This window comes from Salibacterium lacus (assembly GCF_042684865.1).
In the GTDB taxonomy this organism is placed as follows: domain Bacteria; phylum Bacillota; class Bacilli; order Bacillales; family Marinococcaceae; genus Salibacterium; species Salibacterium lacus.
In genome coordinates this window covers 1396957-1411402 of record NZ_JBHUML010000002.1, presented here as the reverse complement: position 1 = coordinate 1411402, position 14446 = coordinate 1396957, and the positions used below count along the sequence as shown (strand labels likewise).

14 protein-coding genes, 1 tRNA gene and 3 pseudogenes are annotated in these 14446 nt (G+C 46.8%); 12 read left to right on the top strand and 6 right to left on the bottom strand.

Translation table 11 applies throughout. From position 1 onward, the window contains the following. Nucleotides 1-78 precede the first annotated feature (78 nt). Nucleotides 79-1419: a sodium-dependent transporter gene (locus tag ACFSUB_RS07975; RefSeq protein ID WP_380712649.1), complete on the bottom strand. Its 1341-nt coding sequence runs from the start codon at nt 1417-1419 to the stop codon at nt 79-81. Nucleotides 1420-1666: 247 nt separating this feature from the next. Here ACFSUB_RS07975 and ACFSUB_RS07970 point away from each other — a divergent pair, with 247 nt between their 5' ends. Beyond that, a complete protein-coding gene (locus tag ACFSUB_RS07970) occupies nt 1667-1891 on the top strand; it encodes a hypothetical protein (protein ID WP_380713213.1) in 225 nt (74 codons plus the stop codon). Between the two features lie 95 nt (nt 1892-1986). Then, on the top strand, nt 1987-2409 hold the full coding sequence (gene yugI / locus ACFSUB_RS07965; protein ID WP_380712648.1) for a S1 domain-containing post-transcriptional regulator GSP13: 423 nt from the start codon (nt 1987-1989) through the stop codon (nt 2407-2409). 64 nt (nt 2410-2473) lie between these two features. Here the strand turns inward: yugI and ACFSUB_RS07960 are convergent, their stop codons facing one another. Then, the gene (locus ACFSUB_RS07960; RefSeq protein ID WP_380712647.1) at nt 2474-2701 is read right to left on the bottom strand and encodes a DUF378 domain-containing protein; all 228 of its coding nucleotides are present in this window, start codon (nt 2699-2701) and stop codon (nt 2474-2476) included. Nucleotides 2702-2890: 189 nt separating this feature from the next. On the opposite strand from ACFSUB_RS07960, the gene ACFSUB_RS07955 reads away from it, so the two are divergent. Together ACFSUB_RS07955 and ACFSUB_RS07950 are read left to right on the top strand one after the other, a co-directional pair. Then, nucleotides 2891-4231, top strand: coding sequence for a glucose-6-phosphate isomerase (locus ACFSUB_RS07955; protein ID WP_380712646.1), 1341 nt, complete (start codon nt 2891-2893; stop codon nt 4229-4231). A 90-nt stretch (nt 4232-4321) separates the two neighbouring features. Continuing rightward, nucleotides 4322-4720, top strand: coding sequence for a YugN family protein (locus ACFSUB_RS07950; RefSeq protein WP_380712645.1), 399 nt, complete (start codon nt 4322-4324; stop codon nt 4718-4720). Here the strand turns inward: ACFSUB_RS07950 and ACFSUB_RS07945 are convergent. Beyond that, nucleotides 4712-5713, bottom strand: coding sequence for a potassium channel family protein (locus tag ACFSUB_RS07945; RefSeq protein ID WP_380712644.1), 1002 nt, complete (start codon nt 5711-5713; stop codon nt 4712-4714). The genes ACFSUB_RS07950 and ACFSUB_RS07945 overlap by 9 nt on opposite strands. A 113-nt stretch (nt 5714-5826) precedes the next feature. Between ACFSUB_RS07945 and ACFSUB_RS07940 the strand changes: the two genes are divergently transcribed. Next, nucleotides 5827-5997, top strand: a complete 171-nt coding sequence (locus ACFSUB_RS07940; protein ID WP_380712643.1) for a hypothetical protein — start codon at nt 5827-5829, stop codon at nt 5995-5997. A gap of 56 nt (nt 5998-6053) precedes the next feature. Continuing rightward, nucleotides 6054-6129, top strand: a tRNA-Ala gene (locus tag ACFSUB_RS07935). Between the two features lie 141 nt (nt 6130-6270). Here ACFSUB_RS07935 and ACFSUB_RS07930 read toward each other — a convergent pair. The 3 genes and pseudogenes from ACFSUB_RS07930 to ACFSUB_RS07920 form a co-directional block, all read right to left on the bottom strand. Further along, a pseudogene (locus ACFSUB_RS07930) lies at nt 6271-7065 on the bottom strand (transposase). 463 nt (nt 7066-7528) lie between these two features. After that, nucleotides 7529-7609 (bottom strand): putative holin-like toxin, encoded by an 81-nt coding sequence (locus ACFSUB_RS07925; RefSeq protein ID WP_380713212.1) that lies wholly within the window; start codon nt 7607-7609, stop codon nt 7529-7531. A gap of 567 nt (nt 7610-8176) precedes the next feature. Continuing rightward, on the bottom strand, nt 8177-8944 hold the full coding sequence (locus ACFSUB_RS07920) for a transposase (protein ID WP_380712642.1): 768 nt from the start codon (nt 8942-8944) through the stop codon (nt 8177-8179). A gap of 197 nt (nt 8945-9141) precedes the next feature. Here ACFSUB_RS07920 and ACFSUB_RS07915 point away from each other — a divergent pair, with 197 nt between their 5' ends. The 6 genes and pseudogenes from ACFSUB_RS07915 to ACFSUB_RS07890 all read left to right on the top strand — a co-directional run bounded on the left by ACFSUB_RS07915 (nt 9142) and on the right by ACFSUB_RS07890 (nt 14441). Further along, nucleotides 9142-9432, top strand: coding sequence for a nucleotidyltransferase family protein (locus tag ACFSUB_RS07915; RefSeq protein WP_380712641.1), 291 nt, complete (start codon nt 9142-9144; stop codon nt 9430-9432). Next, a pseudogene (locus ACFSUB_RS07910) lies at nt 9429-9769 on the top strand (HepT-like ribonuclease domain-containing protein). Before ACFSUB_RS07915 ends, ACFSUB_RS07910 begins: the two are co-directional and overlap by 4 nt. 254 nt (nt 9770-10023) lie before the next feature. After that, nucleotides 10024-11150, top strand: a pseudogene (locus tag ACFSUB_RS07905) (family 4 glycosyl hydrolase). Between the two features lie 238 nt (nt 11151-11388). After that, a complete protein-coding gene (locus ACFSUB_RS07900; protein WP_380712640.1) occupies nt 11389-12078 on the top strand; it encodes a DUF4396 domain-containing protein in 690 nt (229 codons plus the stop codon). An 86-nt stretch (nt 12079-12164) separates the two neighbouring features. Beyond that, nucleotides 12165-12890, top strand: a complete 726-nt coding sequence (locus tag ACFSUB_RS07895; RefSeq protein ID WP_380712639.1) for a GntR family transcriptional regulator — start codon at nt 12165-12167, stop codon at nt 12888-12890. A gap of 330 nt (nt 12891-13220) precedes the next feature. Further along, a complete protein-coding gene (locus tag ACFSUB_RS07890; protein ID WP_380713211.1) occupies nt 13221-14441 on the top strand; it encodes a NupC/NupG family nucleoside CNT transporter in 1221 nt (406 codons plus the stop codon). Nucleotides 14442-14446 lie beyond the last annotated feature (5 nt).

The window sequence follows — 14446 nt, the reverse complement described above, 5'->3', positions numbered from 1 at the left end:
ACAACAGAAGGTACAGATACAGAAAGGGCTGCCCCGGAAGATCTACCGGGACAGCCTGTTTATTCCCCTCATGCGTTGTTACCAGACGCCGAGGACGTCCAGGAAAGCGGCCAGAATGGCAGCTGGTGTGATGTAGCGTAGAAAGAAGAGCCATACCCGGAAGAACCCGACGGATAGGCTGGATCCGAGAAGCAGTTCATCCTGCAGCATGCTTGGTTTCAGGCGCCACGAAACAAAAACCGCAATCAAAAAGGCGCCGAGCGGAAGCAGAATGTTGCTGACGAGAAAATCCACCTGGTTGAAAAAGGTATCGCCCAGTATCAGCCAGTCGGACAACACGCCGTACGAGAGGTTCGACGGAATGCCGAGCAGAAAGATGGAGGCCCCGCCGAGCCATGCTGCTTTTCTGCGCCTCTCCGGACGTTGGTACGAGGCGGAGGAGACGACGATTTCAAGCAGGGAAAATGCCGATGTTAACGTGGCAAACAGCAGGAGAAGTAAAAACAAAGAGAAAAACACGGACCCAAACGCAATTTCACTGAACACAGCCGGAAGGACGGCGAAAATAAGACCAGGCCCCTGACTCGGTTCCAGCCCGAATGCAAACACGCCTGGAAAAATCGCGAGGCCGGCAAGAAACGCAATAAGAATGCTTAAACCGACGATTGAAAACGCCGACCGGACCAGGCTTTCTTTTTTGGACAGATAAGAACTGTAGGTCACCATGATGGAAACACCAAGGCTCAATGAGAAGAAAGCCTGACCGAGAGCAAACAGAACCGTTCCGCCGTCCAGACTGGAAAGGTCCGGCTGAAGAAAGAAGCGTATGCCTTCCATTGCTCCCTCCAGGGTGACAGAACGTACGACGAGAACGGCAAAGATGAGAAACAATGCCGGCATCATAATCGTGCTTGCCCGTTCAATTCCTTTTTGTATCCCTTTTTGCACAACAAGAATGGTAAGAAGAATAAATACCAGATGAGCAGCGCCGACTTCCCAGTGGTTGGAGATAATCGACTGAAATAAGGTGCTGTAATCTCCGTCGGGAGGGTTGGTCAGGCCGCCCGTTAAACTGCGGATAAAATAGGTAAGAATCCAGCCGCCTACAACAGCGTAAAACGAAAGAATCAGACAGGAGGAGACAATCCCGAGTATCCCAACCAGGTGCCAGGAACTCCTGGGTGCCAGTTCTTTGTATGCCTCAATTGGTGGTTTCTGCGTTCGGCGGCCGATGACGAACTCCGCCAGAAGCAGGGACGTTCCAAGAAGAATCGTAAACAAAAGAAAAACGAGGAAAAATGCCCCGCCACCGCTTGTTCCGGTCACATATGGAAGTTTCCAGACCGCCCCGAGTCCGATGGCCGACCCGGCTGCAGCCAGTATAAAGCCTAATTTAGAATGCCACTGATCTCTATTCATGCGTGCGCCTTCCTTTCATCAAACGATGTAAACATCTCAAAAACCATATCGGAAAACAAGGAGTACTGTCAATGAAAACCGGGACATTTCCAGAAGAAATCGGGAACTGGATCCAAGCGCACTGCCATCATTCTATATGAAACACATGAAAGTATGTTCTTCCTTTCATTGCTTCTGGAAAAGCATGTTAAAATTAATAGTTAAGAGTATTTCATTCGAAGCGGAAAAAAGGTGATATAGGTTGTATGTGATCGTGTCTATTCTATTATCTATAGTACTGGGCTGTGTCCTGCTCACGATGGGGTATGTCATCGGCGGTATTCTCGCTTTCGGCATCATTGCAGGTTCTCTGTTCCGCGCCCTCTCTCTGCTGCATGACATCAGTAAACGGCTGGAAAAAACAGCGCCGAAGCAGGATAAGGCAAAAGAAGCTTATGAGAACTATCTGAAGGAAAAAGAAAATCAAATTTGATATGGTTTCCTGATTCATTTTTAATAAATAAATTGCTGAACAGGGCAGGGATGTGATATAATTTGATGGCTAATAAATATTTAGGAGATGTTTGAATGTCGGTAGAGCAATACGAGGTTGGCAGTTACGTTGAGGGCAAAGTTACAGGAATTAAACCATTCGGGGCTTTTGTCGCTCTTGATGAAAATAAACAGGGACTCGTTCATATCTCTGAAGTCGCTCATGGGTATGTAAAGGATATCAATGATGAACTTGCAGTCGGTGACCAAGTGAAAGTAAAAATCAAGTCCGTGGATGCGGACAGCGGCAAGATCTCACTTTCCATCCGTGATACACAGGAAGCACCGGAAAGAGAAGAAAAGAAACCCAGTAACAGCGGCGGAGGTCCCAAAGGCGGACCCAATAAAGGCAGTCAGCAGAAAAATCAAGGGTTCAATACCCTCGAAGATAAGCTTAAAGACTGGTTGAAGCAGTCGAACGAAATTCAGGCTGATTTAAATAAGCGCATCCGTAAATAATGAAAAGAAGGGGCATTCCGTGACAAACGGGAAACGCCCCTTCTTTTTTACGTGAAATGTCGGATTACCGCTGAGGTTCGGGGCTTCGTTCCAGTTCTTCATCCGGTTTGAACAGAACCGAGATGCTGTAAAGGCCGGCGATCCCCACCAGGGCATAGATAACACGGGACATCGCTTCTGCCTGGCTTCCAAAAACCGCCGCAATAAGATCAAATCCAAAAAATCCAATGAGACCCCAGTTTACAGCACCTATAATGGTCAGAACAAGAGCAGTACGCTGTATGCCGCTCATACTCCTTCACCCCCCTTCACCTGTGTCGCGCTTACGACTTATCATGAGAAAATAGCGCATGCTTTATTCATGATACATGAAAAAGAAATCCTTTCAGTACGTCAGGTGGTCCCTCATAAAAATAGCTTGAATTTATAGGCATCGTTCTATACATTGGAAGAAGAGACTTTACACCTTGGAGGGACCTTTATGCCAAAAGACATTCAATTTGATTACAGTAGTGCTCTCCCGTTTTTTGATGAACAGGAACTGGAACAGCTGAAGAGCCAGGTACATACTGCCCATACGGCTATTCATGAGCAGACAGGGGCGGGAAGTGATTTTCTAGGCTGGGTCGACCTGCCGCAGCAATATGATAAAGAGGAATTCGCCCGTATTCAGCAGGCGGCGGCGAAAATCAAAAGTGATTCCGACGTTCTGCTTGTACTTGGAATCGGCGGATCGTATCTTGGAGCGAAAGCCGCCATTGAAAGCCTCACCCACACGTTTGATAAGGAGCGCGGGGGTCCGGAAATTTATTTCGCCGGCCACCACATCAGCCAGTCCTACATCCGTGACTTGATGGATATACTGGAAGGCAAAGACGTCTCGATCAACGTCATTTCCAAATCCGGCACGACAACCGAGCCGGCCATTGCCTTCCGGATTTTCCGTGACTTTCTGGAGAAGAAATACGGGAAAGAAGAAGCGGCGGAACGTATTTACGCGACGACCGACAAGGAAAAAGGAGCATTGAAGACGCTCGCCGATGAACAGGGTTACGAAACCTTTACTGTGCCGGATGATGTCGGCGGCCGTTATTCTGTTCTCACCGCTGTCGGTCTTCTTCCCATTGCAGCGGCCGGACTGGATATTGAACAGATGATGCAGGGTGCTGATGCCGCCCGCCGTACATACGCCGAGCCAGACGTCATGAAAAATGAAGCGTATCAATACGCGGCCATCCGCCATGCCCTTTATCAAAAAGGAAAAGCCATTGAGCTGCTCGTGAATTACGAGCCGAGCCTTTCTTACGTTTCCGAATGGTGGAAGCAGCTGTTCGGTGAAAGTGAAGGGAAAGACCACAAAGGCATTTTTCCGGCTTCAGTGAACTTTTCAACAGATCTTCATTCCATGGGGCAGTACGTGCAGGAAGGACGCCGCCATTTGTTTGAAACCGTGCTTCAGGTTGACAACGCCGGAGAGGATGTCACGATTCCTGAAACGGAGGATGACCTCGACGGCCTGAACTACCTCGCAGGACAGTCTATGGATTTCGTCAACGAAAAAGCGTTCCAGGGCACGCTCCTGGCTCATACGGACGGCGATGTTCCGAATCTGGTACTTCGTATACCGGAAATGAATGAATATTATTTCGGATATCTTGTGTACTTTTTCGAAAAAGCATGCGCCGTCAGCGGCTACCTGCTCGGGGTCAATCCGTTTGACCAGCCGGGCGTGGAAGCCTATAAAAAGAACATGTTCGCGCTTCTTGGAAAGCCCGGCTTTGAAGAGCAGCAGCAGGAACTGGAAAAGCGACTGAATCAGTAAGTGCGGATCCCGGAGAAATTTTCTCCGGGATTTTTGTATGAAAAGGGGAAGGCGGGAAAAAGTAAGAACAAAAAGAAGGCAGGGAATGTCATGATCGAAATACCTTCAAAAGTGGAAGGACACCGCTTTGTTCTTCATGATCTGGAGAAAAAGCTGAAACCGCTCGGCTATGATATCGGAGGCGGCTGGGAATATGATCACGGCTGTTTTGATTATAAAATGTCGGATGAAGGGGAGTATCTTTTTTTTCGTGTGCCGTTTGAGGCGGTAGATGGAGAACTGGACAAAAAAGGGGTGAAAGTCGCTGTCGGACGTCCGTTTGTCTTGTCCCATGAGTACAAGGTAGGTCCGGATCATATTGAAGAGCCGTACAATGCCGTCGTGAATCAGTTTCAGACCCCGCAGGACAAAGATGCGGAAGTAACCGATCCCTGGGTGGAGCAGGGAAAGAGGCTGAACAAAGAACTTGAGGACATGCTTCTATCGTGAAGATTCCAGCACGAGAAGCGACTGATCCTCCTGCAGTACGTTTTCTTTGTCCGGATGTAAGGTTGTCTTGTTTTCACCGCTGATTCCGATTGGAAGAATCCCCCGGGAAGGGGCAAGACAGCCGATTTCTTTGAATGTTTTACCGATCCACTCTTCCGGGCAGGGGATAGAGCGGAGATAAGGGGAAGCCTCCACGTCCAGCAGCAGTGTAATCGTTTCTGCGATACCCTGTTGTTCGAGACTTTCCGTCATCAGAAGACTGGAAATCATGTTGGATGCAATAATTTCATCTGCTCCGGCATGACGGGCATTGGGAAGCTGATCAGACGTCAGAATTTCAGCGGCGGTATAAATGTCGCCGCTGTAATGCTTTGCCGTAAGCAGGGTAAGAATCGTCTGGGCATCCGCCTGCTGTTCTGTGCCCTCCAGTCCCGATGTAATCACAAGCGCCCGGGCCTGTCTGATATTGGCATGACGAAGAACAGACTGCAGGGTGGGACTGCCTTTTATGAACTGAAGACGCCGGCTGTTATGAAAAGGGGACTCCACCAGCTGATCATCAATCAGTAATACCGAACGATTCGGATACGCGCGCTGGATCTGCTCTATAAACTGACGGCTGCGTTCATTCCAGTTCGCGATGATATAGTGGCCGCAAAAGCTTGATGGAAGCGTTCCTTTCTGCCAGCGGTGTTGTTCTGTTACGGTACTGGATGCCAGATTCGTAACGAAAAACAGCACAAAGCCAATACCGAAAAGAATTAAAATCATCGCAAAAATCCTGCCTGTCATCGTTTTCGGAACAAAATCCCCGTATCCGACAGTCGTAGACGTGACAACGGCCCACCAGACCGCATCAAAAAACGTTGGGAATGCTCCCGGTTCCAATACATGCAGAATGAAAGAAAAGCTGGTGAGAATCAATAGAATAATGAAAAGCAGACGGACCAGTACCGGGATCCGGTCGTAAAAGCGGACAGCAGCATGCAGCATGAACGTACCCCTCCCCCGAAAAAAATCGTGTTGGTACCAATATAGCCATGTTATTGCCGTTTCATTCATGGTCTGGTATTGTAGAAAAAAGATGCGCCGGAGGGGGATGCTTCATGATACTGCTGGAATCGATCAGTTTCGGCCTGGCTGTTTTTATCGGATGGCTTCTTTTTGACTATTCCAAAGAAAAACAATGGCGGAAAGAAAAAATCGGAGAATCCTTTATCGTCGGTGTTGTCGGAGCCATCGGATGGGGCGTTTTCGATTTGCTTCTTTTATATTGATTTTGTATTGACAGTTCTCTCAAATGTACTTATAATGAAAATTGTCGTTTTGATACGGGGCATTAGCTCAGTCGGGAGAGCGCTTGGCTGGCAGCCAAGAGGTCATCGGTTCGAGCCCGATATGCTCCACCATACATAATTACGCCAATGACGCCGGTTTGAGGGATTTCCTCGGCCCGGCGTTATTTTTATGATAAAAGGTCAGTTGCAAACAAAACTTACGGTTCTAAGTCAATTGTCGGGGTGGAGGCTATCAGCTTCCGCCCCTTTATCCTACTTGAACGTCCGTAATAGAATTTTGCTCCGTAATCGATCATATCGTTGGAATCCAAAAGGGTTTCGTTTCATAACTTTGGTTTGGTTATTCCTCCCTTCGATAGAACCGTTGGTATAACCAAAGGTGAAGCTGTTTAAAATCTCCGTCTGCCAGTTCTTCAGGGTTTGGGCTGCCTTTTTCAGTTCCGCAAGGCCACTGGCTTCCACCTCTTGATAAAAAGCATATAATCCTTCTTTGATGCCTTGTCCCAGGTTTTCGTTTTCCTGTTCAGTCCGGTCAAACCAGGAGCGGAACATTTCTTTCAGCTGATAAGCATGGGTCAGCTCATGGGATACGTTCAGATACCGCTCTAAATACCAGTACTGCTTCTCACTCAGGGTTTCGAGAGATTTGTGAAAAATATGTTTTATGCGTTTGCAATTCCTGCGGTCGTAGTCATGAAAGTCTTTCTGGACGTTCCGGCGAGCCAGATCCAGGGCCCAGTAGATATAACAGCAGAAATGAAAGCGGTCCGCGATGAGGACTTGATACTTCCTTTGATCTGTATCTCCTTAACAGGCATAATGCTGCTTGCGATACATGAAGTACGAGGTCCGTTCAAACATTTTCAGATGTTGAATCTTCTGTATAAGGTGATCATGAACACGGTTGGTCCTTTTCCCGCATGCCGGGCATCTGTGCGCTTTTCGTTCCTTTTCCACATAAATATAATACGTAGAGCCTACCGTCTTCGTTTTCGTCACGTTGAATTCTTCTAAACCGGGTGAATTCATGGTAAAATGTATAGACACGCAACTCCTATCCTTTCTTGTTTCTCGACAATTCAAGTATAAAGGATAAAGGAGTTTGCGTGTTTTTTTAAGCACGAAATTGTTTTAAACCCCCAACATTTATTGTAGAGCCGAAGACTTTCAGGAAGATATCTTGGGATTACAGGAGCCCGTGAAAGCGATAGAGGAAAAGGCGTGGAGACTCATTTTGGTATCGAGCGCGCGGATGAAATGTTAACGACTTTTAAAAAAGCTTATGATGACTACTACTGAACTATTTACAATAAAATATAATTAAGTGTTTCAGTGTGAGGTCATTGTGTTACAATGTAAGTAAACATGTATACTTTGCTCTAAGAAGCATAGAACTAAAAAAGACCGCAGGTGCTTCCAACACCTACGGTCCTGTACAACAGCCGCTTTAAGAGCGGACGGCTTCAAGTCAGGTCGTCAGAAATAGACCGTTATCCTTGGTGGGGGCGGTCTATTTTCGTTTATTGGACATGATTAGCACGATTAACGTGCCAAACATCAACATTAGCGATAATGTTTGATACGTGTCCATAGGCGTCACCTCCCTTCCGGGAGATTAGCCGACCGCCCTTACAGCCGTTCTGCCGTACAAGTTATATTTTACCATAAACACTCTCGGTTCCGAGGGTGTTTTTAATTATTCCTGAATCCGTGATGAAGAGGGTTAATGTTTGAGTGAAGTTTCTCTCTATATCTATAACTCGTTTCTAATTTAGGAATACGCTGGAGGTAAAGAGGCATCCGCTGCAGGCGGACGTTTTCACTACAAAGCACAAGGGCGGGCATCGGTTCGCTGAGGCTCCCCGTGTCTTCTATGCCGTGGGCAGCGCCTTAAGCTTCTTCCCTGAAGGAAGATCGGTTACGTTCGGCAACGTCCTGGCGGGCACCGATCTGACTCCCAACACAAGCGCCTCCGTTTGATAGGATCTTAGACTGCTGCTTCGACGAACTTCAAGTTCCGCCGCCTTCCGCTCTCCTGCCTTTATTGTCTTCTCTTTAGAAAAGGATGCTTCTGCGGCAACACAAAGAAACCTACAGGGTTTCTATAGGTTCGCTAATCGATAGGACAAGTTGAAGCAAAAGAGGGCGCGTTGTCTTTTTATGCAGGGGTATACCGATGGAATAAACGGATAAAACAGTCTTTCCAGGGGTGGCCGCGAAACAGGGAAAGACGTTGTTCACGTGCATGCTGAACCATCGGTAGACTTGATAGACCGGACGCCGACCGGAACACGGCCGGTATAAATGGTCTTTCCTTCGCGGGGGGTGAAGCTGTTCCACGTTGTTCAGCATGCGCCAGCCATGCTTCAGGAGATTCCCGGCGCGGGTTCCGTTTGATAATGAAATCGGCGCCATGGTCGTCACACAGCTTCAAGTTTTCTTTGGCGTCATTTCCTCCATCCATGCGGACACAAAGCTGTTCCGATGTAATCTGTCCGGCAGAAGCCAGGGCCTGTTGAAGGACCTCCGGCATATTTTTCTGCACATGTTCGTTCCCTTCATGCAGCTGCGCATAGACCAGGTGTCTTTCTTCTCCTAAGTAAGCAAAAGCAGGGTTATAGCCTTCGACCTTTTTATACATGAAACGAACACCTTCTTTTTTGGTGCCGCTGTTATCAAAGGGAGAATGGTCCACATCAAGAGGAAGAAGAGACATATCGTCCGTCTTCTGCGTTGTATCGATTGATACAACCGTCGGGATGAGCGAAGACGACCGTTGTTGTAAAAACCGGGTGTTCTCCTCCCATATTATTGGCAGGGTTTCCGGATGCTGCGCCAGCTGATTGAAACGCTGCCGTAATGTCGGGGAGACGGGACTCCTTGAAGACCAAGGGATTGTTGAAAAAGGCTTCTTCGATCCAGTCAAAATCATGTTTCCCCTCACAGAGAAGTCCGAGATAGCTGTATACTACATCGCCGTGGGAAATGGCGGCCGACGATGTTAAGCCAGGCATAGATAAGGAATGGAGACGTTTATGTAAGTTCACGGATTGAAGGATATAATTATGCGATAAATAATGTATAATGACAGAAAGAAGTTTCTACGAAAGGCGTGATAAGTGTATGGCTATAGAAGAAAACATGGATCAGCGTCTGAAACGTATTAAACCTGTTCTGCAAGAAAAATACCATGTTAGTAAGATTGGTTATTTCGGATCCTTCGCGAGAGAGGAGCAGACAGAGGAAAGCGATATCGATATATTGGTTGAATTTTCAAAACCGATTGGATTAGAATTTGTTTCTCTGAAGGAGTATTTGGAACAGGAACTGGATCGAAATGTTGATCTTGTTACCGTAAAAGCACTGAAACCACAGCTCAAGGAATCAATTTTGAGAGAGGTTATTTATAAATGACGCGTAAGGTTACCTTATATCTGGAAGATATATTAGATTGCATTAATAAAATTGAGAAATACACCTTAGACCTAAGTTTTGAAGAATTTGACCAAAACCAGCTTATAATTGATGCAGTGCTTCGTAACCTCGAAGTGATAGGGGAAGCCGCTAAACATGTTACACCAGAGATTCGTCAAAAGTATTCGCTCATACCCTGGAAAACATAATAGGCTTAAGAAATATTCTTATACATGAATACTTTGGCATTGATGAGCAGATTGTATGGGAAGTCGTCACTGTTGATTTTAAGAATACAAAACCATTGATAGAACAAATGATTAGAGAACTTCAATAAAGAATGGGGCAGTGTAACCGATAACGGTGGGAGAGTGCTTGGCTGGCATCCAAGAGATCATCGGTGCGGGTCCCGATATGCTCCACCAATTCATTTTATATGCTGCTTTGTTATAAAACGCCGCGGCAGACACTCTTTGTTGTACTTCCAAAAGTACATCATACATAATTCTGTAAATGACGCCGGTTTGAGGGATTTCCTCGGCCCGGTGTTATTTTTAGTTTGAGGGGGATTTCGTCGTCCTTAGTTTTGCTGTGGATACGGTGAAATACAGAGGAATAGATTGTGAAATTTCCGAAAAGTACGGGATAAGAATGTGTTCCGGAGACACAATCGGTCCGGGAGGCATCTTCCGGGCTATGCGTGAACTTCCTGAGATCATGGAATGTGTCAAGGACATGGATGAAATGTGTTTCGAAGCCTGGGTCATCAATTATATTAATCCATCGACCGTTCACGGCATGGCTTTAGAAAGGTACGCGCCGAATTTAAAGACATTTGCTTTGTGCGATTCGCATCATATGCTTCATAAAAAGATCATGTACGCCGAGCGCGCGGGCATTATTCAGAATCCGGATGAGTATACCGAAGACATCAATCGTGCCTTTGATCTCCGCATTGCCGGAGTCAATCACTTTACCTGGCTGTTAAAAGCGGAGTATGAAGGAAAGAATGTTCTCCCCTCGATTGCTGAATCATTGAAACATTCGGCCCAGACGGAAACGGCAGGCGGGGACACAGGCGCCAAAGCGCTTCATAATGACTCCATAAGTTATCAGCTGTATGATATTTTCGGGTATGTTCCAACCTGCACCGCTCATACCAAAGAATATGTTTCTTACTGGCAGGGCCTTGGTACGCTGGAAGAGACAATCCCGCCGTTGTCCATCTGGGAAACCGAAGACCGCTATAAACGCCACGAGGAGATGTGGGATCAGATTGATCGTTTCTTAAACGGTGAAACACCGATCAGCGAGTTTATGACCAGCTTTGGTCCGGACCACGCCACCGATGTGATCGAAAACATGGCAGGGGGCTGGGAAAGCCGTTTTACCTTAACACGGGGAATAAGGGTGCTGTGACGAACATGAGTGGTGATTCCTTCCTCGAGTTGTTATGTGATGTCACCTTGGACGGCATACAGCCTTTCCGCGTCGGAGATATGCCTCGTGGCATCCGCGGTATGCAGGAGGAGGTGCTCGATACGCATGAGTTGACGGTGGAGGCCGTGATGGAAGGCGATCGCGCTAAACTTCGCAGGGCTATGCTGACAGATCCGCTTGTGCATTCGATTGCCGATGCCGATCAGATTATTGAAGACCTTCTTGAATTGGAAAAAGATATAATTCCAAAGCATTGGTATGAAAAAAATCCGGTATAACTCATTTTGGCTGCATATTTTTCAGCCGGGAAGCAAGGGGCGCATGCGGCCTTATGCTGCAGGTGCTTGTAAGTGCAAGTGACAAAAATCTCTTTTTTATGAGGGATTCAATCAGACAATAGCAAGTGGACAGGAAACGAGAACTCTCCCTTTTCTGTAATCTGTTTGTCTTCCCACTTCTCCGGGTATCCTATGGACAAAGAATTTTATATCTACGGATGACGAAGGAGTTTTGAACATGAACACGTTGGAATTTATATCCTGGATATTTATTCTTCTGGGTATGCTGCAGGCGGTCTACATGACGATAGATGTTGCACGGAAGCCGCAGCAGATGATGCCGATCATGAACGTCGTCTGGCCGCTGACTGGACTTTATTTTCCGGTAATAGGCTTATGGGCGTACTGGAAGCTGGGACAGAATAAACATCCTCATCACCATGAGCACGACCATCATCATGAACACCACGACCACCAGAATAAGCCGTTCTGGCAAAGTGTGTTCGTGTCTACGACGCACTGCAGCAGTGGCTGTTCGCTCGGTGATATGATCGGCGTGCCGATTGTTGTGCTCACTGGGGTTACAATTGCAGGAAGCACACTGTTTGCAGAATATGCGGTGGAATTTGTACTGGCCTATATTTTCGGAATCGCGTTTCAGTACTATGGTATGGGGGCCCACGGTGGCGGCACTCCACGACAAAAATTGAAAAATGCAATCAGAGCAGATACATGGTCTCTCATTGCTTTTGAAGTCGGGATGTTCGGCTGGATGGCTGTGTCTCATTATCTACTGTTTGCCCAGCCTCCGGAACCAACAGGCGCTGTGTTCTGGTTTATGATGCAGATCGCGATGATGCTTGGCTTTCTTACCAGTTACCCGGCCAACTGGCTGCTCGTGAAAAAGGGAGTGAAGCATGCAATGTAAGAAACATCAATGCGTACTGATATCTGATAGACGGGTGTTGAAGTTGTCTGATACTATAATAGATAGAAGAATGCTGGAGGCTTATCATGACAAATCAATTTCAACATCCCCGCTACGTGACGGTTATTGAAGAAATAAAAGAGAAAATAAGAAACGGGGAGCTGGAACCCGGGGAGCGTCTGCCTTCGGAAAACGAATACGCAAAGCAGCTCCATGTTTCCCGGAACACCCTCCGGGAAGCACTCCGGATTCTGGAAGAAGAGCACATTATGGTCCGCAAACACGGCATCGGAACGTTTGTGAACAAAAAGCCGGTATTTTCCGGTGGTATTGAAGAATTGTTCAGTATTACAGATATGATTGAACGGGAAGGCAAAGTACCAGGCACGGAAATTCTGTTTACCGGCTTTGTAGAACCGCACGGCGATGACAAAAAAGAGCTGGTGCTGGATGAACAGGAGCAGGTGTATCTTATAAAACGGATCCGGACTGCGGACGAAGAACCGCTCGTCTACTGTGTTGATAAAATCCCCGGTGAACTGCTGGAGAACGATTATAACCTGGACGAGGAATCGATGCTTCTTTCGCTTGAGAAAAAAGCCGGAGTAACGATTAGTTACGCGAAAGCAAACATCGAAACGATGGGGTATCACGAGGAAATCAGTGATATCCTGAAATGTGAAAAAGGCGCCCCGCTCCTTGTATTGAAACAGGTTCATTATGATATGGAGGATGAGCCTGTACTGTATTCGATTAACTTTTTTAAATCCGATCAGATCAGTTTCAATGTGTTCCGAAGAAGGCAGCTGTAGAAGCTGTCTTTTTTTCGTCATGCGGCTGCAAAGCAGGGGAAGGATATCGAAAATATAGTACGAAAAGAGGATGGTGCCATTTTAGAAACGCTCAGTCCCGCTGCTCCGATCTTTGGAAGACGATCACTTTTCTTTTATAAAAAAGGGTTGTGTTGTTGGACGTCTAACCTTTACAATAAACACATCACTTCACTTTGAAAGAGAGGAGGATATCAACATTAATTGAAAAGGGTTTCTTTTTTTAGATGAAGAGGTTGGATGTCTGACAACATCCTATTTTATATCCATTTTTAGAAAGCGCTTACCAAATACAAAACAGGAGGTTTTATGATGAATTTTCTTTGGGGATTGATGGGGATTGTATTTGTGCTGTTTCTTGCGTTTCTCGTATCAGCCAGAAAAAAATCGATTCGTCCCAGGACGATTCTTGGCGGACTGGCGATACAGCTATTCTTTGCTTTTATCGTGCTGGAGTGGGAGTTAGGGAGGAAGGCACTGGAATGGTTTACTGAATACGTTTCCAACATCATCGGTTATACGGACGAAGGAATTAATTTCTTATTCGGTGATCTGCTTGCGATTGAAAGTGTAGAAAGTGTATTTGCGCTGCAGACGCTTCCCGTCATTATTTTCTTCTCTTCTTTGATAGCGATATTATACTATATTGGCGTTATGCAATGGTTTATTAAAATTATCGGCGGCTTTCTTTCTTATATTCTTGGAACGAGTAAGGCGGAATCAATGTCGGCGGCTGCCAACATTTTCGTTGGGCAGACCGAAGCACCGCTTGTCGTGAAACCGTTTCTTTCCAATATGACAAAGTCTGAACTGTTTGCTGTTATGACCGGAGGACTTGCTTCGGTGGCAGGATCGGTTCTGTTTGGATATGCGGCACTAGGGATTCCGCTGAATTATCTGCTTGCTGCAAGCTTTATGGCTGCTCCAGCCGGTTTGATTATGGCAAAGATGATCATGCCGGAAACAGAAGTTTCAGAGACAACGGACCATATCAAGCTGGAAAAAGACGCAGAATCCCAGAATATTATTGATGCAGCTGCCAATGGGGCATCGACAGGACTTCGTCTGGCGTTGAACGTCGGGGCTATGCTTCTTGCTTTTATTGCTCTCATTGCCATGGTAAACGGTATCATCAGCGGCGTAGGGGCCTGGTTCGGCGCAGAAGAATTGACGCTTGAACGGATTCTCGGTGTTATTTTCGCACCTGTTGCCTTTATGGTCGGCGTACCTTGGGAGGAAGCTGTGCGGGCTGGGTCGTTTGTCGGGCAGAAACTGGTGTTGAATGAATTTGTGGCTTATGCCAATTTTGCACCGGAGATTGAAGCTGGTGATCTATCGGATAAGGCCATTACTGTTATTACGTTTGCGCTGTGTGGTTTTGCCAACATCAGTTCTCTGGCGATTCTTCTCGGCGGTATCGGAAGTCTTGCGCCCGAACGACGCTCCGAAATTGCGCAGCTCGGCGTTCGCGCTGTCATTGCGGGAGCTCTTGCTTCGATGCTGAGTGCCGCTATTGCAGGCATGTTTGTTTAAAGAAA